Raw genomic sequence first — 24494 nt, 5'->3', positions numbered from 1 at the left:
TTTCATGAGGGGTCGTGAGTGGCGTTTCGTGTTGTAGCCCGAATCGCCACTCACGACCCGGGCCGAGTGGGTGGTTTCGCGTGGCTGGATGGATGGCGCGTGTGATCAGACGGAGGACACGTGTGACTGGATGGATGACACGCGGGGCGGCAGGTTTCGACACGCGTGTTCTCCGGTCACTCACGCGTGCTCTCCGTCGGATCACGCGTGTCGCCCGATGGCAGGTACCTAAGACACCAGTGGCCCTCACCCGAATCGCCGCTCACGACATTCCTCCGAAACCCACCTGTAGCCCCGCGGCATCCAGAATCAGGCCTGCCCTACCTCGGCTCGCCCTTGATCAACCTCGACTTTGCCGGGACCCTTGCGCTAGGCGCAAGGAAGGGGACCTTCATGTACTTCGATAAGGCGTGACTCGCGTGCCCGGATGCCGCACTCCCGCCCGAGACACGACACGTTTGCCTTACCCCTCAATAACCCTCATTACCACTCACGACCTCGCACAAAGGACCCGGCGCCACGGCAAGGGGTCAGTCGCCGAAGCGCTCCGTCAGCCAGTCGTGCAGCGCGGAGGCGGCGGATTCCGCGTGCTGGGTCAGCAGGGTGTAGTGGTTGCCGGGCAGATCGACGGTCCGCGCGCAGAGCGCGGTCGGGAACTGTTCGTCCGCCGTAAACGAGGGCAGGCCCGGCAGGGCTTCCGAAGCCCGCAGGTGCAGGGTCGGCGTCCGGATCGGGGCCGGCTCCCAGGTGTCGAACAACGTGACGTACCGGCCCATCGCGCCGAGCTGGCTCGCCATCGAACCCGTTTTCCCGCCACCGAAGAGTTCCTGCCGTCCGGCCTGCTCCCGCATGAATCGCCCGCGTACCTCGTTCCGGTCCGAAGCGGGCAGATAGATGTCCACGAGCACGACGGCGTCGGCCGGGCGGCCTTGTGCCTCGAGGTACTCGGCGAAGGCGCGAGCGATCCAGCCGCCCGCGGAGTAACCGAGGAGCACCAGCCTTCCGTCGCCCACGTGCTCGTCGAGCGCCCGCCGTTGTGCCGCGAACAGGCTGGGCAGGTCGGGCGGCAAGGGCTGGCCGTCGGTGAATCCCGGCGGCCACATCGTCCACATGTCGCGTGGCCGCGGCATCGCGGGGGCGATGAACGAGTACGCGGCGTCGGTGATCGGCGAAACCGGCGGTATCGCGCACACCAGCGCGGGACCGCCCGCACCGACGGCCAGCCGCGAGACCGCCACCAACGCGGCCGCGTCCGTCTCGTCGTCGAACGAGGCCCGCAGCAGCCCGGCCATCCTGGCCAGGCCCATCGCGTCGTGCGGTCGTCCCTGCTCGACACCGCTCAGGTACAAGGAAACCAGACTGTCCGAATCGGACTCTTCCGCCGCGGCCCCGCCGGCTCCGCTCTCGGGAACCTCTTCGGACAAGAACTCCGCCAGCTCTTCGACCGTCGGATAGTTCAGCACATCGGTCAGCTGGAGGTCGACGCCGGTCGCGGCGGCGATCCGGTTACGCAACTCGACGGCGGTGAGCGATTCGAAGCCGAGGTCGCGGAAGGTGTCGTCCAGCGGGACCTCGCGCCCACGCGGGTATTTCAGCACCGCGGCGACGTGGCCGCGGACCAGCCGGACCAGACGACGGCGCCGTTCGTCCGGCGGCAGCGAGGCCAGGCCGGTGTCCGCTTCGATGCCTGCTTCCTCCACCGCCGCGCCGTCGCCGAACCCGGGCATGACCGGTTCGAGCCAGTACCGGTCGCGGTGGAACCGGTAGGACGGGAGATCCACCCTTCGCGCCCCGCTGCCTTCGAAAACGACCTGCCAGTCGACTTCGGCCCCGACTACATGGGCTTCGGCGAGCGCGCGCAGAAAGCGATCGAGGCCGCCTTCGCCGCGGTGCAGCGTCCCGAGCACGGAGCCGGTCTCGCCGCCCGCGTCGAGTGTCTCGCGCAAGGCGCCGCCGAGCACCGGATGCGGGCTCACTTCGACCAGCACCCGGTGACCGTCGCGCAGCAGGGTACCGGTCACCTCGTCGAACCGGACCGTTTCCCGCAGGCTGCGGTACCAGTAGGCGGCGTCCAGCGGTTCGTCCTCGACCCACCGGCCGGTCCGGCCGGATACGAACGGCAGCACCGGACCGGTGGGTGTCAGCGGTGCCAGCTCGTGCAGGATCCTGTCCCTGATCTGTTCGACGTGGGTCGAATGCGACGCGTAGTCGACCGGGACGCGGCGCGCCCGCAAGCCCCGCTCCCCGCATTCGGCGAGCAGTTCGGTCAACGCGGCGGGAGTGCCGGAGACCACTGTGGACAGTGCGCCGTTCACCGCGGCGATGGTGAGCTCACCCGGCTTGCCGTCGACGAGTTCCGCCGTCGCCTCGGCGCCGAGGGCGACCGAGACCATCCCGCCGGTACCCGACAACGCCGTCAGCGCGCGACTGCGCAGCGCGGCCACCCGCATGGCGTCGGAAAGGCTCAAGGCACCGGCGATCCACGCCGCCGGGATCTCGCCCTGCGAGTGCCCGGCGACGGCGGTCGGCTCGACGCCGTGATGCCGCCAAAGCCGGGCGAGGGAGATCATCACCGCCGCCAGCACCGGCTGGACGACGTCGACGCGGTCGAGCGAAGGCGCCCCTTCGTCCTGTCGCAACACATCGACGAGAGACCAGTCGACGAACGGGGTCAGCGCCTTCTCGCACTCGACGATCTGCTCGGCGAACACCGGCGAAGCGGCCAGCAGCTCCGCCGCCATTCCCTGCCACTGCGCGCCCTGCCCCGGGCAGACGAACGCCACCCCGGTGTCCGGGATCGCGGTGCCTTCGACCACGAAAGACGACGGTTCACCGGTGGCGAGCGCGGACAGGCCGTCGAGGAGTTCCCCGCGAGTCGCGCCGAGCACCACGGCACGGTGCCGATGATGGGTCCGCGTGGTGGCGAGCGAATACGCGACGTCGGCCGGGTCGGCGTCACCGAGTTCGTCGAGCAGTTTCTTCGCCTGCGCCGCCACCCCGGCCGCAGTGGCGGCCGAAACCGGCCACGGCAGCAGCGGCGGCGGAGTGCCGTCCTCGGCGTCGGCGAGTGACTCGCCCTGTTCGAGGATGAGATGCGCGTTCGTACCGCTCATTCCGAACGACGAGATCGCGGCTCGGCGGGGGCGGCCGGTTTCGGGCCAGGGAACGGTTTCGGTCGTCAGTGCGATCCCGCCGCCGTCCCAGTCGACGTGCGGGGTCGGCCGGTCGAGATGGGGCAGCGGCGGCACGAGACCGTGGCGCATGGCCATCAGCATCTTGAGCACACCGGCGATCCCGGCGGCGGCCTGAGTGTGCCCGAGGTTCGCCTTGGCCGCTCCGACGAGGACCGGTTCGGGGCGGTCCCGTCCGTAGGTGGCTTGCAGCGCCTGCGCCTCGATCGGGTCGCCCAGTTTCGTGCCGGTGCCGTGCGCTTCGACCACGTCGATGTCCTGTGTGGACAGTTTGGCGTCGGCGAGCGCGTCGGTGATGACCCGCTGCTGGGCTCGCCCGCTCGGCGCGGTGAGACCGTTGGACGCCCCGTCCTGGTTGATCGCCGATCCCTTGAGCACGGCGAGCACCCGGTGCCCGAGGCGCCGGGCGTCGGAAAGCCTTTCCAGGACGACGATCCCCGCGCCCTCGGCCCAGGCGGTGCCGTCGGCGTCGGCGGAGAAGGGTTTGCACCGGCCGTCCGGCGCGAGACCACGCTGCTGTGAGAACTCGATGAACCGGATCGGGCTCGGGATGAGGGTCGCGCCACCGGCCAGCGCGAGGTCGCATTCGCCGTTCCGCAGCGACCGGGCGGCCAGGTGCATCGCGACGAGCGAGGACGAGCAGGCGGTGTCGAGGGTGATCGCCGGTCCTTCGAAACCGAAGAGGTACGACACCCGTCCGGACGCGACACTGGCCGCGTTGGCGATCGAAACCTGCCCGACCAGCTCGACCGGCACCTCCTCCACCCGAGAGGCGTAGTCGCCACCCACCAGCCCGGTGAACACGCCGGTCCGGCTACCGCGGAGCCGGGCCGGATCGACCCCGGCGGACTCGAGCGCGTGCCAGGAGACCTCCAGCAGCAACCGGTGCTGTGGGTCCATCACCAGGGCTTCGCGCGGCGAGACGCCGAAGAATCCCGCGTCGAACTCGGTCGCCGATTCGATGAACCCGCCGTGGCGGACGTAGGACTTCCCCGGCGCTTCGGGATCGGGATCGTAGATCTCCCCCAGGTTCCAGCCGCGATCGGCGGGGAATTCCGAGATCACGTCGCGCCCTTGGGCCAAGACCTCCCACAGCTGTTCGACCGACTCGACACCACCGGGGAATCGGCAGCCCGCGCCCACGATCACCACCGGATCGGCGGCCTCGTTTTCGAGGCGGTTCAACCGTTTCCTGGTTTCGTACAGTTCGGCCGTCACCCGCTTGAAGTACTCGACGAGCTTCGGATCATCGGACATGGCTTGCCCCCAACGGATTCGTCGTCGTCACTGGCACGGCAGGTTCACGCACGGCCGAACTCCCGGTCGACGAAGTCGTACAGCTCGTCGACGGAGGCGGACCGCAGGGTGTCTTCCGCGTCGCCGGGCCGCTCGTCGTCCAGCACGGTCAGCAGGGCACGCACCCGCGCGCCCAGCGTCGCGCGCAGTTCGGTGTCCTCGTCCAGTTCGGAAATCGTTCGTTCGAGCGCGGTCAGCTGCGCCAGCGCGGGCGAAGGTGCCGGAGCGGCGGGAGCACCGGAATCGGTGATCTCCGTACCGAGGTATCCGGCCAGCGCGTTCGCCGTCGGATGGTCGAAGACCAACGTCGGCGGAAGCCTGAGGCCGGTGGCGGCGGTGAGCCGGTTGCGGAGCTCGACCGAGGTCAGCGAGTCGAAACCCAGTTCGCGGAAGGGGGTTTCGGTGGGCACCTCATCGCCCGACCCGTAACCGAGGACGGCCGCCAGATGCCCTCGCACGAGTGACAGCAGCTGCCGTTCCCGCTGGGCCTCCGGCAGGGAGCCCAGCCTCCGCATGAGCACTTCGGGTGCCTCGGCGGACGCCTCCTGCTGACGACCGGCCGCCACCCGCCGGGTGGCGCCGCGGACGACGTCACGGAGCAACGGCGGGATACCGTCGCCCAATCCGGCGATGGTGGGAAGGTCGAGACCGAGCGGCGCGATCAGCGCGCGGTCGGAGCCCCGCGCCGCGTCCCAGAGGGCGAGCCCCTGCGCCACGGACAGTCCACGGACACCCGTCCGCCCCATCCGCGCCCAGTCCGCCGCGCTGAGCCCGCCCGCCATCCCGCCGCCGTCGGCGTGGTCGTCCCCCGGGGCCCAGAGGCCCCAGGCGAGCGAGGTGCCGGGAAGTCCCGCGTCCCGCCGCCACCTCATCAAGGCGTCGGCGAACGAGTTCGCGGCGGCGTACGCACCCTGCCCCGCGGCCCCGAAGATGCCTGCCGCGGAAGAGAAACAGACGAACGCGGCCAGGTCACCGTCCTTGGTGAGTTCGTGCAGATGCCAGGTCCCGTCGAGTTTCGGTCGCAGGGTGGCGTCGAGCTGCTCTTCGGTCAGCGCGGCGACGACGCCGTCCGCGAGCGTCCCCGCCGCGTGCACGATCGCGGTGAGCGGATGTTCCGGTGGCACCGAGGCCAGCGCGGCTTCGACATCGGCGCGATCGGCGACGTCACCCTTGACGACCGTGACCTCGGCACCGAAACCGGCCAGCCGCGCGACCAGGTCGCCGACGCCGGGGGTGTCGTTCCCGCGGCGGCTGAGCAGCATCAGGTGCCGCGCGCCCCGCCGCGCGAGGTGCCCGGCGATCAGGCCGCCGAGCCAGCCGGTGCCGCCGGTGACCAGGATCGTGCCGTCGGGGTCGGGTTCCCTCGGCACGGTGAGGACCACCTTGCCGATGTGCTTCGCCTGACTGACGTGCCGGAGCGCCTGCCCCGCCCGCCTGAGGTCGTAGGCGCGGCGCGGTGGCGTGGTGAGCGCGCCGCGGCCGAACAGTTCCGAAACCTCGGTCAGCATCTCCCGGACCCGGTCTTCGCCCGCGGAGGCGACCAGGTCGTAGGCGTGATAGCCGACGCCGGGATGGGCCGCGGCCACCGCTTCCGGGTCTCGGACGTCGGCCTTGCCGATCTCCAGGAACCGTCCTTTCGGAGCCAGCAGGCGCAGTGAAGCTTCCAGGAACTCGCCGGTCAGCGAATTCAGCACCACGTCGACCCCTCGGCCGCCGGTCGTCTCCCGGAACCGGGTTTCGAACTCGACCGTGCGCGAGGAAGCGATGTGCGCGTCGTCCAGCCCGAGCCCCCGCAACGTGGCCCACTTGCCCTCACTGGCCGTGGCGAACACCTCCGCGCCCAGGTGCTTCGCGAGCTGGATCGCGGCGATGCCGACACCGCCCGCGCCCGAATGGATCAGCACGGACTCACCCCGCCGGAGGCCGGCGAGATCGGTGAGGCCGTAGTACGCGGTGAGAAACGTGATCGGCACGGAAGCCGCGACCTCGTACGACCAGGCAGAGGGGATCGGCGCGAGCAACCGATGATCGGTGACCGCCACCGGGCCCATGGCGCCGGTGAACACGCCGAACACGGGGTCGCCGACGCGGAGATCGGTCACGCCGTCGCCCGTTTCCAGGACCACCCCGGCGGCTTCCGCGCCCGGCACCGCCTTTCCCGGGTACATGCCGAGTGCGACCAGGACGTCGCGGAAGTTGACCCCCGCGGCCCGGATCCCGACCCGGACATCGAGTGGCGCCAACGGTCCGAGTACCTCGGGGCACGGCAGGAGCGCGAGATTGTCGAGGGTGCCGGGCCCGGTGCTGTCGAGGCGCCAAGCCGGTTCCGCCGGGACCGTGAGCAACCCGTCCGCGGCGACCGGGTGCAGCCGCGGGATCAGCGCCGTCCCGGCCCGTACGGCGATCTGCGGTTCACCGGTCGCCAGCGCGGCGGGGATCGCCTCGGCCACCGGTCCGTCGGTGTCGAGCAGCACGATCCGGCCAGGATGCTCCGCTTGGGCCGACCGCGCCACACCCCAGATGCCGGCGACCGTCAGGTCGATCCGGTCCTCGGCGACCGCGGCTACCGCGCCACGGGTCGAAAGCACCAGTTTCACCGCGGCGAAGCGCTCCGCCGCCAACCAGACGCGCAACAGTTCCGCCGCCTCCGCCAGCGCCTCCCGCGCCGACGGGATCACCGAACCGTCCTTTGTGGACAGAGGGACGACGACGGCTTCCGGGACCGGCGCCCCGTCGTCGGCCGCGGCGATCAGCGCGGCGAGCGCGGCCGGACCGGAGTCGAGCAGGACGTACCCGCTCCCGCCCGCCGCCGCCGGTACCGGCGCGGGAACCCAGTCGAGCCCGTACAAGGAGTCGTCGACGTCCGGAGCGCCGAGTGCCGACCGTTCGGCGACCGGCCGCCACGCGAGGTTGCCGACCGACGCCACCGGCGCGCCGGTGGCGTCGGCGAGGGTCAGTGCCACATGCCCGTCGGCTCCGGTGACCCGCACCCGGAGCGCCGACGCGCCCGCGGCGTGCAGGGTGAGCCCGGACCAGGCGAAGGGCATGCTGCCGGAGCCCTGGTTGATCGAATCGAGGAACGGACCGAGCCCGACGGCCTGGAGCGCCGCGTCCAGCAGGGCCGGATGCAGGCCGTAGCCGTCGGTCAGCGCCGGATCCCCCGGCAGTTCGATCTCGGCGAACAGTTCGGTGCCGCCGTCGGTACCCGTGCGCAGCCATACCTTGCGAAGACCGCGGAACACCCCTTCGTAACCGAACGCCAGCACGACTTCCGGGTCGTCGTAGTAGCCGCCGTCGAACGGGAGCCGTTCCGCGTCCGGTGGCGGCCATTCGGTCAGCGCCTCGCCCGGGGGCGCGGTCCGGCCACCCAACAGCCCGGAGGCGTGGGAGCGCCAGCCGCCGACGTCGGCGCCGTCCGGCCGGGAGAACACCCGCACCGGACGGTCACCGGATTCCAGCGGAGCACCGACCAGCACCTGTATCCGCACCCCGCCTTCGTCCGGCAGGGTCAGCGGGGTCTCCATCGTGAGTTCTTCGATCACGTCGCAACCGACCTGTTCGCCTGCGGACAGCGCGAGTTCGACGAAGGCGGTCCCCGGCAGGATCACCGTGTCGTGGGCGCGGTGACCCGCCAGCCAGGCCTGCTCCCGCAGTGAGATCCGGCCGGTGAGGGCGACACCTCCCCCGTCGGCGAGGGTGAGGGTGGCGCCCAGCAGCGGATGCCCGGACGGCAGCAGCCCCGCCGCCTGGACGTCGGCGGTGTCCGCTTCGGGAGCGATCCAATAGCGCTCCCGCTGGAACGCGTAAGTGGGTAGCTCGGTCCGCGAAGGCGCGAGGACCGCCGTCCAGTCCACCGGCACCCCTCGGACGTGCAGCCCGCCCAGCGCGCGCAGGACGCTTTCGGCCTCGTCCCGGTCGGTGCGCACCGCGGGGATCGCCACCATCGCGGGTTCTCCGTCGGCGGGTGGCGGCACCATCGCGGAAAGGACGGCGGCGGGGCCGAGTTCCAGCAGGGTGGTGATCTTCGCTTCCCGTAGCGTGGCGAGGCCGTCGTGGAACCGGACGGCCGCGCTGGCGTGCTCGGTCCAGTAGCGCGGCGAGCACAGTCGTTCGGGCGTCGCCGGTTCCCCGGTCACGTCGGAAACGATCGGGATCGACGGCGGATGGTACTCGAGTTCGCCGAGCAGGGCTTCGAACTCGGCGAGCATCGGCTCCATGAGCGGCGAATGGAAGGCGTGGCCGACACGGAGCCGCTTGGTCCGGCGGCCGCGTTCGGCCCACCGCCGTTCGAGGCCCGCCAGCGCGTCCTCGTCCCCGGACAGCACGACGGATTCCGCGGTGTTGATCGCGGCGATCGAAACCCGGTCTTCGAGCCCGGCCAGACCGGACAGCACCTCGGTTTCGGTGGCCTCCACCGAAACCATCGCCCCACCCTCGGGCAGCGCCTGCATCAGGCGCCCCCTGGCGGCGATCAGCCGGCAGGCGTCGGGCAATGACCAGACACCGGCGACGTACGCGGCGGTGATCTCCCCGACCGAATGCCCGAGCAGCTGGTCCGGGCGCACTCCCCACGACTCGACGAGCCGGAACAGCGCGACTTCGTAGGCGAACAAGGCCGGCTGGGTGAACTCGGTGCGGTACAACGACTCCGCCTCGGCCGAGCCGGGTTCCGCGAACATGACCTCGCGCAGTGGCCGGGACAGGTGCGGGTCCAGTTCGTCGCAGACGACGTCGAGGGCGGCGGCGAACGCGGGGTATTCGGCTGCGAGACGGCGCCCCATCCCCGGTCGCTGCGCCCCCTGGCCGGTGAACAGGACGGCGAGCGAGCCGTTGCCTGCCACGTCCGCCACGACGGCGCCGTTCGCGGCACCGTCCGCGTAGGCGTTCAGCACGGTGACGAAGTCCTCGGCGGTCCTGCCGAACGCGACCGCGCGATGCCGGAACCCGACCCGCGTGCTCGTGAGCGCGCCCGCGATGTCGGCGGGATCGGCCTGGCGGTCTTCGGCGAAGGTCGCCAGCCGCGCGGCCTGACCGCGCAGGGCCGCCGGGGTCTTGGCGGAGATCACCCAAGGCAGGAGCGGAAGCGACCCCGACGGCACCGCCGCGCGGGCCCCCTCGGTCGCCGGTTCCTCGATGAGCAGGTGGGCGTTGGTACCGCTGATACCGAACGACGACACGCCGCCACGTCGCGGTTTCTCCGTCGCTCGCCAGGGAACCGCTTCGGTGAGGAGTTCGACCGAGCCCGCCGACCAGTCCACTTTGGACGAAGGAGCGTCGACGTGCAAGGTCTTGGGAAGGACACCGTGCCGCATGGCCATGATCAGTTTGATCGCGCCTGCGACGCCCGCCGCGCCCTGCGTGTGCCCGATGTTCGACTTCAGCGAACCGAGCCGCAGCGGGCGGTCCGACGGCCGGTCCTTGCCGTAGGCCGCGATCAGGGCGTTGGCTTCGATCGGGTCGCCCAGGGTGGTTCCGGTGCCGTGCGCGTCCACCACGTCGACGTCCTGCGCGGAGAGGCCGGCGTCGGCGAGCGCGGCCCGGATCACCCGTTGCTGCGCGGGCCCGCTCGGGGCGGAGAGGCCGTTGCTCGTCCCGTCCTGGTTCACCGCGGAACCCCGCAGCAGCGCCAGCACCGGACGGCCGGCGCGACGGGCGTCGGACAGCCGTTCGAGCAGGAGCAGACCGGCGCCCTCGGCCCAGATCGCGCCGTCGGCCCCGTCGGCGAACGATCTGCACCGGGCACTGATCGAGGTCACGCCCTGGCCGCAGAATTCGGTGAAGGTGTCCGGCGTGGCCATCACGGTGATCCCGCCTGCCAGCGCCATACCGCATTCGCCCTCGCGCAGCGCGCGGATGGCCTCGTGGATCGCGACCAGCGACGAAGAACAGGCGGTGTCGACGGTCACCGCGGGTCCCTCGAAGCCGAAGCAGTACGAGAGCCGCCCCGAGATCACACTGGAACTGTTGCCGGTGATGCCGTGCGGCGAGTACTCCTTCGACCCCTTCCACACCAGCTCGTAGTCGTTCCCGGTGGAACCGACGTAGACACCGGTCCGGCTCCCGCGCAGTTCGTCGGGATCGATCCCGGCGGACTCCAGCGTCGCCCAGGCGACCTCCAGCAGCACTCGCTGCTGAGGATCCATCACGAGCGCTTCCCTGGGGGAGATGCCGAAGAATCCGGCGTCGAAGAGCGGCGCGTCGTGCAGGAAGCCACCCTCACGGACGTAAGAGCGGCCGGGCTTCCCGGCATCCGGATCGTAAAGCTCGTCGAGGTCCCAGTAGCGGTCGTCCGGGAACGGCGTGATCGCGTCGCCGCCGTCCCGGACGAGTTCCCAGAGCCCCGACGGCGAATCGATGCCACCGGGGAGACGGCAGCCCATCCCGACCACGGCGATGGGCTCGTGCCCACGGCCTTCCACCTCGCGAAGCCTGTCCTGGGTACGCCGCAGTTCGGCCGTGACCTTCTTCAGGTACTGGCGGGTCTTGTCCTCTGTAGACATCAAAGCTCCAGATTTCGGTGTCGCCGAAAGCGCTCAGTGCGAGACGTGGACGATCATCTTCCGCAGGCCACGGACCACCACGTGGCGGCGGTATTCCAGCGAATCCTCGTCGACCTGGAAATCGGCGACGCGTTCGGCGATGGCACGGAAGGCGAGTTCGGCTTCGAGCTTGGTGAGACTGGAGCCGATGCAGAAATGCGGGCCGGCACCGAAGGCCAGTTGCATACGCTTGGTGGTGCGGGAGAGCAGGAACCGGTCCGCCTCCGGGAACTCGGCCTCGTCCCGGTTGGCGGCGGCGAGCAGCAGGATCACCACGGTCCCGGCCTCGACGTCGAGGCCCGCGACCGTGGTGGGGCTCAACGCGACCCTGGCGGTCAGCTGGACGGGGGCGTCGTAGCGCAGCACCTCGTCGGCCATCGGCGCGGCCAGCGCCGGGTCCGCCCGCAGCAGCGCCAGCTGGTCGCGATTGCGGTGCAGGGCGAGGATCCCGTTCGAGATGAGGTTCGTGACCGATTCGTGCGCGGCGGCGAACAACGTGACGAGTACGTTCGTCACCTCGTGCCTCGCCAAGGTCTGTCCGCGGTCTTCGGTTTGGATGAGACTGGACACGAGGTCGTCGCCGGGAGCGCGGCGGCGTTTGAAGATCAGGTCGGCGAAGTAAGCGTGCATCGACGCGCACGTGCGGTCGACCACGGCCAGCTCCTCCGGGGAAAGCAGGCCCAGCCGCCGGAATCCGGCGACCAGTGTCGGGAGTTCCGTCGCGAGCGCGAGATCGTCCGACCACTCCTTGAGAATGTCCACATCGGACATCGGGACGTCGAGCAGCTCGCAGATGATCCGGATGGACAGCAGATTGGCGAAATCGCCGACCGCGTCGAATTCCGCCGCGACGGCGATTTCCGAGAACAGCTCGTCGACGATGTTCTCGATCCACGGGCGATAGCGTGCGGTGATTCTCGGGGTAAAGGCCTTGGAGATCAGCCGCCGTTGCCTGCCGTGGTCGTTCCCGTCCATGAAGAAAATGGAGTCGAGGACCTGTTTCGCGCCACTGTTCGGCACCAGGCCGCGCAATCCCGGCGAATCAAGGGTGTCGTTTCCCATCACCGGATTCCGCATCACCTCGAGACAGCCGGCGTAGTCACCGACGACCACCGTGCCGTCCGGCGTCACGAGCGGGCTCGCGGCCCGCAACCTGGCCAGGGTCGGATGCGGGTCGATCCGCATCGCCGGGTCGAGCAGGACATGGAGCGGATTCTCCCGCGCCATCCCCGTTCCGCGTTCGTCGAGCGAAGTCGTTCCGACGTCGGTCATCTCAAAGCCCCCGTGGTCGAGTCGATGAACGCCACTCTGCCCGCCACCGCGCCGGCGACGCACCTCCGTCTTTGCTGCGCCGTGCTGCTTATGACCAGGTAATAGCGCTGTTCTTCCGTCGTGCCCGATGCGGCCGGAGCACTGGCTCGCGATTCGACGGACGACGTAGTTTCGAAACCATGTCCGCATATTCTGGTGGGGAAGCTTTCACGCGGTCCGGATCGGTCGCGATCATCGGCATGTCGTGCCGGGTCGCGGGAGCGGCGGACGTTCCCGGGTTCTGGGGGCTCCTGCGCGAGGCGAGGGACATGGTCACCGAAGTCCCGGAAGATCGCCGGGGTTCCGGCGGTGACGGCGGTTCGCGCTGGGGATCGTTCCTGCCCGACGTCGAGGCCTTCGACGCGGGGTTCTTCGGTGTGTCGCCGCGCGAGGCGGCGGTGCTCGATCCGCAGCAGCGGCTCGCGCTCGAACTGGCGTGGGAGGCCATGGAAGACGCCCGCGTCGTCCCGGCGACGCTGCGCGGCCAGGACTGCGGCATGTTCCTCGGTGCGATGCGGGACGACTACGCCCGGCTCGCACAGGAGCACGACGTCACCACCCAGCACAGTTTCACCGGGCTCCACCGCGGGCTGATCGCGAACCGGGTCTCCTACTTCTGCGGCCTGCGCGGCCCGAGTTTCACAGTCGACTGTGGACAGTCGTCGTCGTTGGTCGCCGTCCACCTCGCCGCACGGAGCCTGCTTTCCGGAGAATCGGCGATCGCACTGGCAGGTGGGGTGAACCTGAATCTCGCCCGGTCGACCGCGCGTGAGGTGGCGGAGTTCGGCGGACTGTCCGCGAGCGGCCGTTGCCGCACCTTCGACGCGGAGGCGGACGGGTTCGTCCGCGGCGAGGGCGGCGGTGTCGTCGTGCTCAAGCCACTGGACGCGGCGATCGCCGACGGCGACCGGGTCTACGCGGTGATCGCGGGCAGCGCCGTCAACAACGACGGCGGCGGCGCGGGGCTCACCGTGCCGGACCGGGCGGCGCAGGAACAGGTACTGACGCAGGCACTCGAAGACACGGGGTTCTCTCCGACCGACGTCGGCTATGTCGAGCTGCACGGAACCGGTACGAAGGTCGGCGATCCGATCGAGGCCGCCGCGCTGGGCGCCGTCTTCGGGCGTCGTCCGGCGCCGTTGCCGGTCGGCTCGGTGAAGACGAACCTCGGTCATCTCGAAGCCGCGGCGGGTGTGCTCGGCTTGATCAAGGCTGCTCTCGCCGTCCATCACGGGGAGATCCCGGCCAGCCTGCACTTCCGCGAGCCGAATCCGAAGATTCCGTTGGACGAGTTGAAGTTGCGCTTCTGCACCGAGGCGATCGCCTGGGCGGACACGGAACGGGTCGCCGGCGTCACCTCGCTCGGTATGGGCGGGACGAACTGCCACGTCGTACTCGCCGCCGCGCCTTCCCCCGCCCCACGCGAAGCCGTTCCGGGCCCGCCGTCCGTGGCCTGCGTGGTCTCGGGCCGGACCCCGTCCGCGCTGCGCGCTCAGGTTTCCCGGCTGCGGAACCATCTTCTCGAACATCCGGAGCAGGAGGTCGCGGAGGTCGCCTGGTCCCTCGCCACCACGCGTACCGCGTTCGAGTACCGGACCGCCTTCATCGCGCGTGACCGCGCGGAACTTTTGTCCATTTTGGACGAGGCCGGTACCGGGGTACGGGAGGCGGTGCCCACCTGGTCCGCGACACTGCGGTTCGGTTCCGCGCGGTCGGACTCCGAGGGCCTCGACGTGTTCCCCCTGTTCGCCACGGCCTTCGACGAAGCACTCACGCTCTTCGGTGAACGAGGCGATGCCCCCGCCGCCAGGACCTTCGCCACCCAGCTCGCGACATACCGTCTGTTGAGTGCTTCGGGGATCGAGTGGGAAGCAGTGTCCGGCGAAGGGATCGGAGAGTTCACGGCGGCGTACGTGAACCGGACGATCTCACCGGCGGAATTGGCCGACGCGGTTCTCGCCACCACGACGGAGGACGCGGGCACACCCACCGTTCTCCGTTCCGCCGTCGGGCGGGAGATCCCGCTCCCGCCGGGTGTCCGGGCCTTTTTCACCGCGGTCGCCTCGGCATTCACCGAAGGCGCCGCCGTGGAGTGGTCGGCACTGTTCCCCGGTGAGCCGCCGGAGCCGGTGGACCTTCCCCCGTACGCCTTCCAGCGCGAACGCCACTGGCTCGACACCCTTCCCGCCGTCGACCCTGTGTCCACATCGGACAGCGAGACGATCGCCGGGATCGTGCTCGGCCACGCGGCGGCCGTACTCGGCCACGACGACGACAGCGGCACGCCGTCCGGTCGGCTCTTCACGGAGCTGGGCTTCGACTCGATCATGGGCGCGGAACTGGCCAACCGGCTGACCACGGCGCTGGGGGTGACCGTGCCGGAGACGGTGATCTTCGACCACCCCACCCCGGCGGAACTGGCCGGGCACCTGGGTTCGCTGCTGTCCGGCGCGGCACCGGAGCGCCGTGCCCCCGCCACGGTTTCCGAACCGGCCGAAGCACACGAACCGATCGCCATCATCGGCATGGCCTGCACCTATCCCGGCGGGGTACGCGATCCGGAGGACCTCTGGCGCCTCGCGGCCGGCGGCGTCGACGCGATCGGGGGCCTCCCCCGCGACCGTGGCTGGGACGCCGACTCGCTCTACGACCCGGACCCCGCGCGGCAGGGGCATTCCGTCACCCGCAGTGGCGGATTCCTTTACGACGCGGCCGAATTCGACGCGGGGTTCTTCGGCATCTCACCACGGGAAGCACTGACCACCGACCCGCAGCAGCGGCTGTTGCTGGCGGCCGCGTGGGAGGCCTTCGAGGACGCGGGCCTCGTCCCGGCGAGCCTGCGCGGCAGCCGTACCGCGGTGTTCGCCGGTGTCATGCACCACGACTACGCGCCGAGGGTGCACACGGTGCCGGATGGGCTGGAAGGTCACCTGATCACCGGCAACACCTCCAGCGTCGTCTCCGGGCGGCTGTCCTATGTGTTCGGTCTGCACGGTCCTTCGGTGACGGTGGACACCGCTTGTTCCTCTTCGCTCACCGCGCTCCATCTCGCGGCGCGGTCACTGCGGTCGGGTGACAGCGACCTGGCGCTCGCGGGTGGTGTCACCGTGATGGCGACGCCGGAGATGCTCGTCGAATTCTCCCGGCTGCGGGGTCTCGCCCCGGACGGCCGCTGCAAATCCTTCGCCGCGTCGGCGGACGGCACCGCGTGGGCGGAGGGCGTCGGTGTGCTCGTGGTCGAGCGGCTTTCGGACGCACGGCGCAACGGCCACCGGGTACTCGCCCTGCTGCGGGGTTCGGCGGTCAACTCCGACGGGGCTTCGAACGGCCTGTCCGCTCCGAGCGGCCCGGCGCAGGAGCGGGTGATCCTGGACGCGCTCGCCGACGCGGGCCTTCGCGCTTCGGACGTGGACGCCGTCGAAGCGCATGGCACGGGCACCACCCTCGGCGATCCGATCGAGGCGCAGGCGTTGCTCGCCACCTACGGCCAGGCACGGCGGCCGGACCGTCCGCTGCTGCTCGGTTCGCTCAAGTCGAACCTCGGCCACGCACAGGCCGCGGCCGGGGTCGGCGGGGTGATCAAGATGGTGCAGGCGATGCGGTACGGCATGTTGCCGAAGCTGCTGCACCTGGACGAACCGTCCCGGCACGTGGACTGGTCGTCCGGCCGGGTCGAGTTGCTCGCGGAGCACACCCCGTGGCCGGAAACCGGCCGCAAGCGGCGCGCGGCGGTGTCGTCGTTCGGGATCAGCGGCACCAACGCCCACGTCGTGCTCGAAGAGGCACCGGACGAAGCCGAACCGGCCATCGTGACCGCTCCTGTCGTACCGCTGCTGCTTTCGGCGACCGGTGAACAGGCACTGAGAGACCAGGCGGGGCGGCTTCGAGCCCGCCTCGAAACCGATCCTGGCCTCGATGTCCACGACGCCGGTTTCACCTTGGCGAGCGCGCGGACCCGGTTCGCCCACCGAGCGGCCGTGCTCGGGCGCGACCGCGATGAGCTCCTCAGCGGCCTCACCGCGCTCGCCGCCGGGGAGTCCGCGGCGGAAGTGGTCACCGGCAAGGACAAAGCGGATCCGCGGCCGGTGTTCGTCTTCCCGGGGCAAGGCAGCCAGTGGGTCACGATGGCCACGGAACTGCTGGCCACCAGTCCGGTGTTCGCCGCCCGGATGGCGGACTGCGGACGGGCGCTCGAACCGCACGTGGACTGGCTCCTGCCGGCGGCACTGGCCGACAAGGACGCGCTGGAGCGGGTCGACGTCGTCCAGCCGGTGCTGTGGGCGGTGATGGTTTCGATCGCCGCCCTGTGGGAGTCGCACGGCGTGCGCCCGGCCGCGGTCGTCGGCCACTCGCAGGGTGAGATCGCGGCGGCGACCGCGGCGGGCGCGCTGTCCCTCGAAGACGGTGCGCGCGTGGTCGCCTTACGCAGCAAGGCGATCCGGGCGCTTTCCGGCCGGGGCGGGATGCTTTCGGTCGCGCTGCCGAGGGCGGAGGCCGGGCGCCGGATCGAACGCTGGGACGGCAGGCTGTCCGTCGCCGCGGCGAACGGGCCGTCGGCGACGGTACTTTCGGGTGATCCGGTGGCACTGGACGAACTGGCCGCGGAACTCGGCGAAGCGGGCATCCGGGCCAGACGGCTTCCGGTCGACTACGCGTCCCATTCCGCCCATGTCGAAGAGCTGCACGAACCCTTGCTCGAACTGCTGGCGGAGCTGGCCCCGCGGACGAGTGAGGTGCCGTTCCATTCGACCCTCACCGGCGACCTGATCGACACCGCCGGCCTGGACGGCGAGTACTGGTACCGGAATCTCCGGAACCCGGTCGAGTTCGACCGGGTGATCCGGCGGCTGGCGGGCGATGGCCACTCGCTCTTCGTCGAATGCAGCCCACATCCCGTGCTCACCATGGGACTGCAGGAAATCCTCGACGAAGCCGGGCGCGAAGGCGTCGCGCTGGGAACGTTGAGGCGAGGCGAAGGCGGCCTGCCCCGGTTCTTGCGCTCGCTCAGCGAAGCGGCGGTACACGGGGCTGAAGTCGAGTGGGACACGGTCTTCCCCGGAGGCAGGCTCGTCTCCTTGCCCACCTATGCCTTCCAGACGGAACGGTTCTGGCTCACCCCGGCCACCCAGGCGGCCGGTTCGGCGTCGCTGGGCCTGCGCGACGCGGGGCATCCCTTGCTCGGCGCGATGGTCACCCTCGCCGGCGGTGACGGGGCGCTGTGGACCGGCAGACTTTCCCTTTCGACCCATCCGTGGCTGGCCGACCACGCCGTCGACGGCACGGTCCTCCTGCCGGGAGCGGCTTTCGCGGAGCTGGCGCTGCACGCCGGTGACCAGGCGGGTTGCCGCCGGGTGGACGAGCTGACGTTGGAAAGCCCGCTGGTCATCCCCGCTGACGGCGCGGTCGAACTGCAGCTCACGGTCACCGCGGGAGAACCGGGGCGACGGGGTTTCACCGTCCATTCCCGGCCCGCGGATTCCGGCGACGGAACCGGCTGGACCCGGCACGCGACCGGTTCGCTCGCCACGTCGTCCTCGTCCGGCCCTGGCCTGCGGGAATGGCCGCCGCCGGGAGCCGAGCCCGTCGACCTCGACGGCGCCTATCCCCGTCTCGCCGACATCGGTTACGAGTACGGCCCCGCTTTCCAGGGGCTTCGCGCGTTGTGGCGGCTCGGTGAGGAGCGGTTCGCGGAGGTGGCCCTGCCGTCGGAGGGCGGTGATGCGACACCGGGATTCGGCATCCATCCCGCGTTGCTCGACGCCGCACTGCACGCGATCCTCGTCGCGGGGGAAGGCTGCGACGTCGTCCGGCTTCCGTTCGCCTGGACGTCGATCGATCTCCACGCGACCGGCGCGAAGCTCGTTCGCGTGCGGATCACCCCGGCCGGCGACGACGCGGTCGCGCTGACGCTGGCGGACGGAGCGGGTGATCCCGTCGCGACGGTCGGCTCCCTCACCCTCCGGCAGGTCGATCTCGGCAAGCTCGCCGGGCCACGGGTGAACCGCGACTTGCTGCGTGTGGACTGGATTCCGGTCACGGGAGTGGACGCGGAGACACCTTCCTTCGCCGTCTTCGACGATCTGACCGCACTGCGCGCGTCGATCGACGAGGGCGACCCCCTGCCCGAGTTCGTCGCTGTCCCTTGTGGACCAGGAGACGATCGGGACGATCCGCGTGCCGTCACGGTCGAGGCGCTGGAATTGCTCCAGGACTGGATCACCGACGAGACCTTCGGTGCCGCGAAAATCGTCCTGCTCACCCGGCGGGCGGTCGCCACCACGGCGGACGGCGACCCGCCGGAAACCGCCGCTTCCCCGGTCTGGGGACTGGTGCGCGCCGCGCAGTCGGAAGCGCCGGACCGCGTACTGGTGGTCGATCTCGATCGCGACGGCACCCCGGAGCAGGCGCTGGCGGCGCTCGCGGCAGGCGAACCGCAGTCGGCGGTCCGTGGCGGCCAGGTGCTCGTGCCCCGCCTCGTCCGGCTGACCGAACCCGGGGAGCGGCGGGAAAGGGCGCTCGATCCGGCCGGGACGGTGCTCGTCACCGGCGGCGTCGGCAGTCTCGGCGCGCTGATCGCCCGGCATCTCGTCGCCGAGCACGGGATCCGCCATCTGCTGCTCACCGGCCGCCGGGGCCCGGACACCGAAGGCGCCGCGGAACTGGTCGCCGAGCTGACCCGCTCGGGCGCGCGGGTGACCGTGGCCGCCTGCGACGTCTCCGACCGGGAGCGGCTGGCCGAGGTGCTCGGGGCCATCCCCGCCGAGCATCCGCTGACCGCGGTCGTCCACGCCGCGGGGGTACTCGACGACGGCACGATCGAATCGCTCACCGCGTCCACTGTGGACACCGTCTTCCGGCCGAAGGTCGACGGAGCCCGGAATCTGCACGAGCTCACCGAGGACGCGGATCTTTCGGCGTTCGTGCTGTTCTCTTCGATCGCGGGCATCATCGGCAACGCGGGCCAGGCGAACTACGCGGCGGCGAACAGTTACCTCGACGCGCTCGCCCACCGTCGTCGCGCACTGGGCCTGCCCGCGACGTCCCTCGCGTGGGGGCTGTGGGCCCTCGACACGGGAATGACCGGGCATCTGTCCGAGACCGACGTCGCCAGGATGGCCCGCCGCGGTCTGCTGCCCCTGCCCACCGGGCAAGGGCTCGCGGCGTTCGACACCGCGCTCACCGGCGGTCCCGCCCTGCTGGTACCGGCGCGTCTCGACGTCACCGCGCTGCGCGACCAGCGGTCACCGCTGTTCTCCGTGCTGGCCGCGCCGTCACGGCGCGTCGCGACGGCCGCGCGGGAAGCGGGTGCGGCCGTGACCTCGTTGCCGTCGGACCGGGACGAGCAGGCGATGACGGAACTCGTCCGGCGCACCGTCGCGGCGGTACTCGGCCATGCCACGAAGGACTCCGTGGTGGGCGACAGGGCGTTCCACGAGATCGGTTTCGACTCGCTCACCGGACTGGAGTTGCGCAACCGGCTCGGCGAGGCGGTCGGCCTGCGCCTGCCCGCGACCCTGGTGTTCGACCACCCGACCCCCGACGCGCTGGCCGGGTATCTCTCGGAAAGGTTCTGGGGCGATCAGGCACCGCGAGCCGCGGAGACCGTCCCCCCACCGGTCCGTGCCACCGCCGACGATCCCGTCGTGATCGTCGGCGTGGGCTGCCGCTATCCCGGTGGCGTGGAATCCGCGACGGACCTGTGGGAGGTGTTCGCGCGCGGCCGCGACGTGATCTCGGAGTTCCCCACCGACCGGGGCTGGGATCTGGGCGGTCTCTACGATCCGGATCCCGAAACGCCCGGCAAGTCCTACGTCCGCCATGGCGGCTTCCTCGACACGGCGACGGAATTCGACGCGGAGTTCTTCGGGCTGTCACCACGCGAAGCTCTCGTGATGGATCCCCAGCAGCGGCTGCTGCTGGAGGTCTCCTGGCACGCGCTGGAATCGGCGGGCATCGACCCCGCGGTGTTGCGCGGCAGCCGGACCGGGGTGTTCGCCGGGGTCATGGGCGGGGATTACGCGCTTCCGCTCGCCGAAGTGCCGGAGGACCTCGTCGGTCAGGTGTCGGTCGCCAACGCGGGCAGTGTCGCCTCCGGCCGGGTGTCGTACGTGTTCGGCTTCGAGGGGCCGTCGATCACCCTGGACACGGCGTGTTCCTCTTCGCTGGTGGCGATGCACCTCGCCGCCCAGTCGCTGCGCACCGGCGAGAGCGAACTCGCCCTCGCCGGTGGCGTCACGGTGATGGCCACCCCGAAGCTGTTCGTGGAGTTCTCCGAGCAGCGAGGGCTCGCCCCGGACGGCCGGTGCAAACCCTTTTCCGCCGACGCGGACGGCACCGCCTGGGCAGAGGGCGCCGGGATCGTCGTGCTGGAAAAGCTGTCCGACGCGCGGCGCAACGGCCATCCCGTGCTGGCCATCCTCAAGGGTTCCGCGATCAACTCCGACGGCGCGTCGAACGGGCTCACCGCGCCGAACGGACGGGCCCAGCAACGCGTCATCACCACCGCCCTCGGCGACGCGGGATTGTCCACAGAGGACATCGACGTGGTCGAAGCACACGGCACCGGGACCACCCTCGGCGACCCCATCGAGGCGGGAGCGCTGCAAGCGACCTACGGACAGCGCCGGAGCCGCCCGTTGCTCGTCGGTTCCGCCAAGGCCAATCTGGGGCACGCGCAGGCCGCGGCGGGGGTCGCGGGTGTGCTCAAGATGATCGAGGCGATGCGTCACGGCACCTTGCCGGGGCTGCTCCACGACCGGCCGAGCACCCACCTCGACTGGACCGACGGCGGCATCGCGCTGATCACCGAACCGACGCCCTGGCCGGAGACTGGCCGGCCGCGCCGCGCCGCCGTCTCCGCTTTCGGCATCAGCGGCACCAACGCGCACGTCATCCTGGAGCAACCCGGCGCGGCACCCGCCGAACCCGCTCCCACCCGCCCGGGACCGCTGGTGCCGTGGACCTTTTCGGCGGCCTCGCCCGGCGCGTTGACCGAGCAGGCGCGACGCCTCGCGCGACACATCACCCCCGAAAGCGGCGCACTCGATCTGGCCCGTTCACTGGCCACGACGCGGACCCGGCACCGCTACCGCGCGGTGGTTCTCGGCAGGGACATCGGCGACCTGGTCACGGCACTGACCGGCACCACCCCGGCGACCGCCCGCCACATCGGCGAGGCCGTCGACGGGCCGGTCGCGATGGTCTTCCCCGGCCAAGGCAGCCAGTACCCGGGGATGGCGAGCGGGCTGTACGAGGACCTGCCGGGTTTCGCGGAAGCCTTCGACGAGGTGTGCGCGGAACTGGACCCGCATCTGGACCGGCCGCTGGCGGAAATCGTGTTCGCCGCGGCGGGCACCCCGGAGGCCGCGCTGCTGGATCGCACCGACTTCACCCAGCCCGCCGTCTTCGCGGTCGAGGTGGCCGTCTTCCGGGCGCTGACCGGGTTCGGGGTGCGGCCGGGGCTGCTCGCGGGTCATTCGGTCGGCGAGATCGCCGCCGCGTACGCCGCGGGAGTGCTCTCGCTGCCGGACGCCGCCGCCTTGGTGGCCGCACGGGGACGGCTGATGCAGGCCCTGCCCGGCGGCGCGATGGTCGCTTTGCGCCTGAGCGAACCCGAGGCGGAAGACCTGACGGCGGAGTATCGGGGCGAGGTCGGGATAGCCGCCGTGAACGGCCCCGGATCCGTGGTGATCTCCGGCGACGAGGAAGCCGTCATGGCGGTGGCCGCCACGGTCACCGCGGCGGGTGGCCGGGCGACGCGCCTCGCGGTGAGTCACGCGTTCCACTCACCGCGGATGGATCCGATGCTGGACCGGTTCCGGCGGGTGCTGGACACCCTGGAATTCCGGCGGGCCGAGGTTCCCATCGTCTCGTGCGTGACCGGGGAACGGCTCGAGCCGGAAGGAGCGAGCTTCCCGGAGTACTGGGTACGGCATGCCAGGGACACTGTCCGGTTCGGCGACGCACTGCGGACGATAGCCGCCGAAGGTGTCGCCACGATCGTCGAGACCGGCCCCGGCAACGCCCTCACCACGCTGGGGCAACAGGCCCTTCCCGAGGACGGGGCCGGACTCGTGTCCTGCCTCCGGCGTGGCCGCGACGAGACCGAGACGCTGGGAGCCGCGCTGGCGACGCTCTACACGCGCGGGGCCGAGGTGGACTTCTCGCCGTGGTACGCGGGCGGTCGCCGGGTCGATCTGCCCGGCTACGCCTTCCAGCGCAGGCGGTACTGGCTGCACCGACGCCGGTCCACAATGGACTCACTGGCGAGCGAACCGGGCTGGCGGCTCAGGAACGCCGGCGTGCATTCGCTGCCGACCGGATCCTGGCTGGTGATCGCGCCACCGGGGGACGAGGACCTCGACGAACGGGTCACCAAGGCGGGACGGGCGCTGGCCGAACGCGGCTGCTCGGTGCGGCTCGTCCGGCACACCGGCTCCGACGGCTGGGCGGCCCGGCTCGCGGAGCACGCGGCAGCCGCCCCCGACGGCATCCTCTGGCTGGCAGGCGGGCAAGGCAAGGCGGGTGTCACGGCGACGGCAGACGTGCTCGCGCTCGTCCAGGCCTTGGAGCGGACCTCGATCGAGGCGCCGGTCTGGGCACTGACCACCGGCGCGATCGCGACCGGCCCCGCCGATCCGCCGCCGGATCCCTGGCAGGCGGGCGTATGGGGGCTCGGCAGGGTCGTCGCGCTCGAAGCCCCCCACCGCTGGGGCGGGCTCATCGATCTGCCACCGGAACCGGACGACACCGGCTGGGCTCACGTCTGCGAGGCCTTGACCTGCGGCGACGGAGAAGACCACTTCGCGGTGCGCGCCGACGGGCTCCACGTGCGGCGGCTGACCGCGCTCGAATTCCCGGAGACCGAGACGGGCTGGCGGCCGTCGGGCACGGTACTGGTCACCGGCGGGCTCGGTGCGCTGGGCAAGCAGGTCGCCCGATGGCTGGCAGGCCGCGGCGCCCCCGGTCTGGTCCTCGTCGGCAGGCGCGGCGCGGAGACCCCGGGAGCAGAGGAGCTGCGCGCCGAACTGACGGCGCTCGGTACCGCCGTGACGATCTCGGCCTGCGATGTCACCGATCCGGAAGCACTGCGCGCGTTGCTCGCCGAACATCCGGTGACCGGTGTGGTGCACGCGGCCGGGCTCCTCGACGACGGCGTCCTGGACGCCCAGTCCGCGCGACGGCTGGAAACGGTTTTCGCGGTGAAGGCCGGAGCCGCCTGGCTGCTGCATGAACTGACCGCGGACCTTCCGCTGGAACAGTTCGTCCTGTTCTCCTCGATGGCGGGCACGTTCGGCGCTCCCGGCCAGGCCAACTACGCCGCGGCGAACGCCGCCGTCGACGCGATCGCCCAGCACCGGGCGGCGCTCGGCCTGCCGTCGACCGCGGTGGCCTGGGGACCGTGGGCGGAGGAAGGCATGGGGACCGCGGTCCCCGGTCAAGGCCACCACGACGGGGTGTCGGGGATGAGCGCGGAGACCGCGCTGGCGGCGCTGGACCGCGCACTCGCCCGCCCGGCGGCGGCGCAGGCGATCGGGGAGGTCGACTGGGCCAGGTTCGTCCCCGCCCACACCGCGACCAGGGCCAGCCGGGTGTTCGACGATCTCGTCGGCGGACGACCGTCGGGCACCACGGCCGAGACGTCCCCACGCGAGCGGCTGACCGCGCTCTCCGGCGAAGAACGCAGGGCCGCCTTGCTCGATTCGGTGGTGCGCGCGGTCTCCGCGGTCTCCGGTCACGACGACGACGTCATCGGGGTGCACCGGCCGTTCCGCGACCTCGGCATGGACTCGCTCGCCGCGATCCAGCTCCGGAACCGGCTCAACGCGGAGACCGGGCTCCGGCTCGCCACCACCGTCGTCTACGAACAGCCGACCCCCGCCGGCCTCGCCGCGTACCTCGACGAGTGCCTCGGAGACGACCGGGCGGACGCGACACGGGCCGTCTTGGCGAAGCTCGCTGAACTCGAAGCCACATTGTCCACTGTAGACACCGATACCGAAATCGCCGAGCGGCTCGAAGCGATGGCACTCAAGGCCCGTCCGGCCGTCCCCGGCTACGACGACCTCGAATCGGCGTCGGAAGACGAACTGTTCGACATCATCGACGACGTCCTCGCCCACGACGACGACGCGTCAGCCGCCTGAGAGAAGGAAGC

Annotated in this window: 3 protein-coding genes and 1 pseudogene; 1 reads left to right on the top strand and 3 read right to left on the bottom strand. The window is 71.0% G+C overall.

All coding sequences use genetic code 11. The annotated features are described in order from the left end of the window. Nucleotides 1–530: 530 nt before the first annotated feature. From ACZ5ZX_RS15255 to ACZ5ZX_RS15245, 3 genes and pseudogenes are all read right to left on the bottom strand, one after another. Complete coding sequence (locus ACZ5ZX_RS15255; RefSeq protein WP_465502589.1) at nucleotides 531–4448, bottom strand: type I polyketide synthase; 3918 nt, start codon at nucleotides 4446–4448, stop codon at nucleotides 531–533. Nucleotides 4449–4492: 44 nt separating this feature from the next. Further along, nucleotides 4493–10981, bottom strand: a pseudogene (locus ACZ5ZX_RS15250) (SDR family NAD(P)-dependent oxidoreductase); the annotation flags it as partial. 39 nt (nucleotides 10982–11020) lie between these two features. Beyond that, on the bottom strand, nucleotides 11021–12298 hold the full coding sequence (locus ACZ5ZX_RS15245) for a cytochrome P450 (protein WP_465502588.1): 1278 nt from the start codon (nucleotides 12296–12298) through the stop codon (nucleotides 11021–11023). Between the two features lie 179 nt (nucleotides 12299–12477). Between ACZ5ZX_RS15245 and ACZ5ZX_RS15240 the strand changes: the two genes are divergently transcribed. Continuing rightward, the gene (locus tag ACZ5ZX_RS15240) at nucleotides 12478–24483 is read left to right on the top strand and encodes an SDR family NAD(P)-dependent oxidoreductase (RefSeq protein WP_465502587.1); all 12006 of its coding nucleotides are present in this window, start codon (nucleotides 12478–12480) and stop codon (nucleotides 24481–24483) included. Nucleotides 24484–24494: the final 11 nt, after the last annotated feature.

The organism is Amycolatopsis sp. NPDC033938, assembly GCF_055575975.1.
Note: the sequence above shows the minus strand (reverse complement) of the source record. Positions and strands in the feature narration are given on the sequence as shown.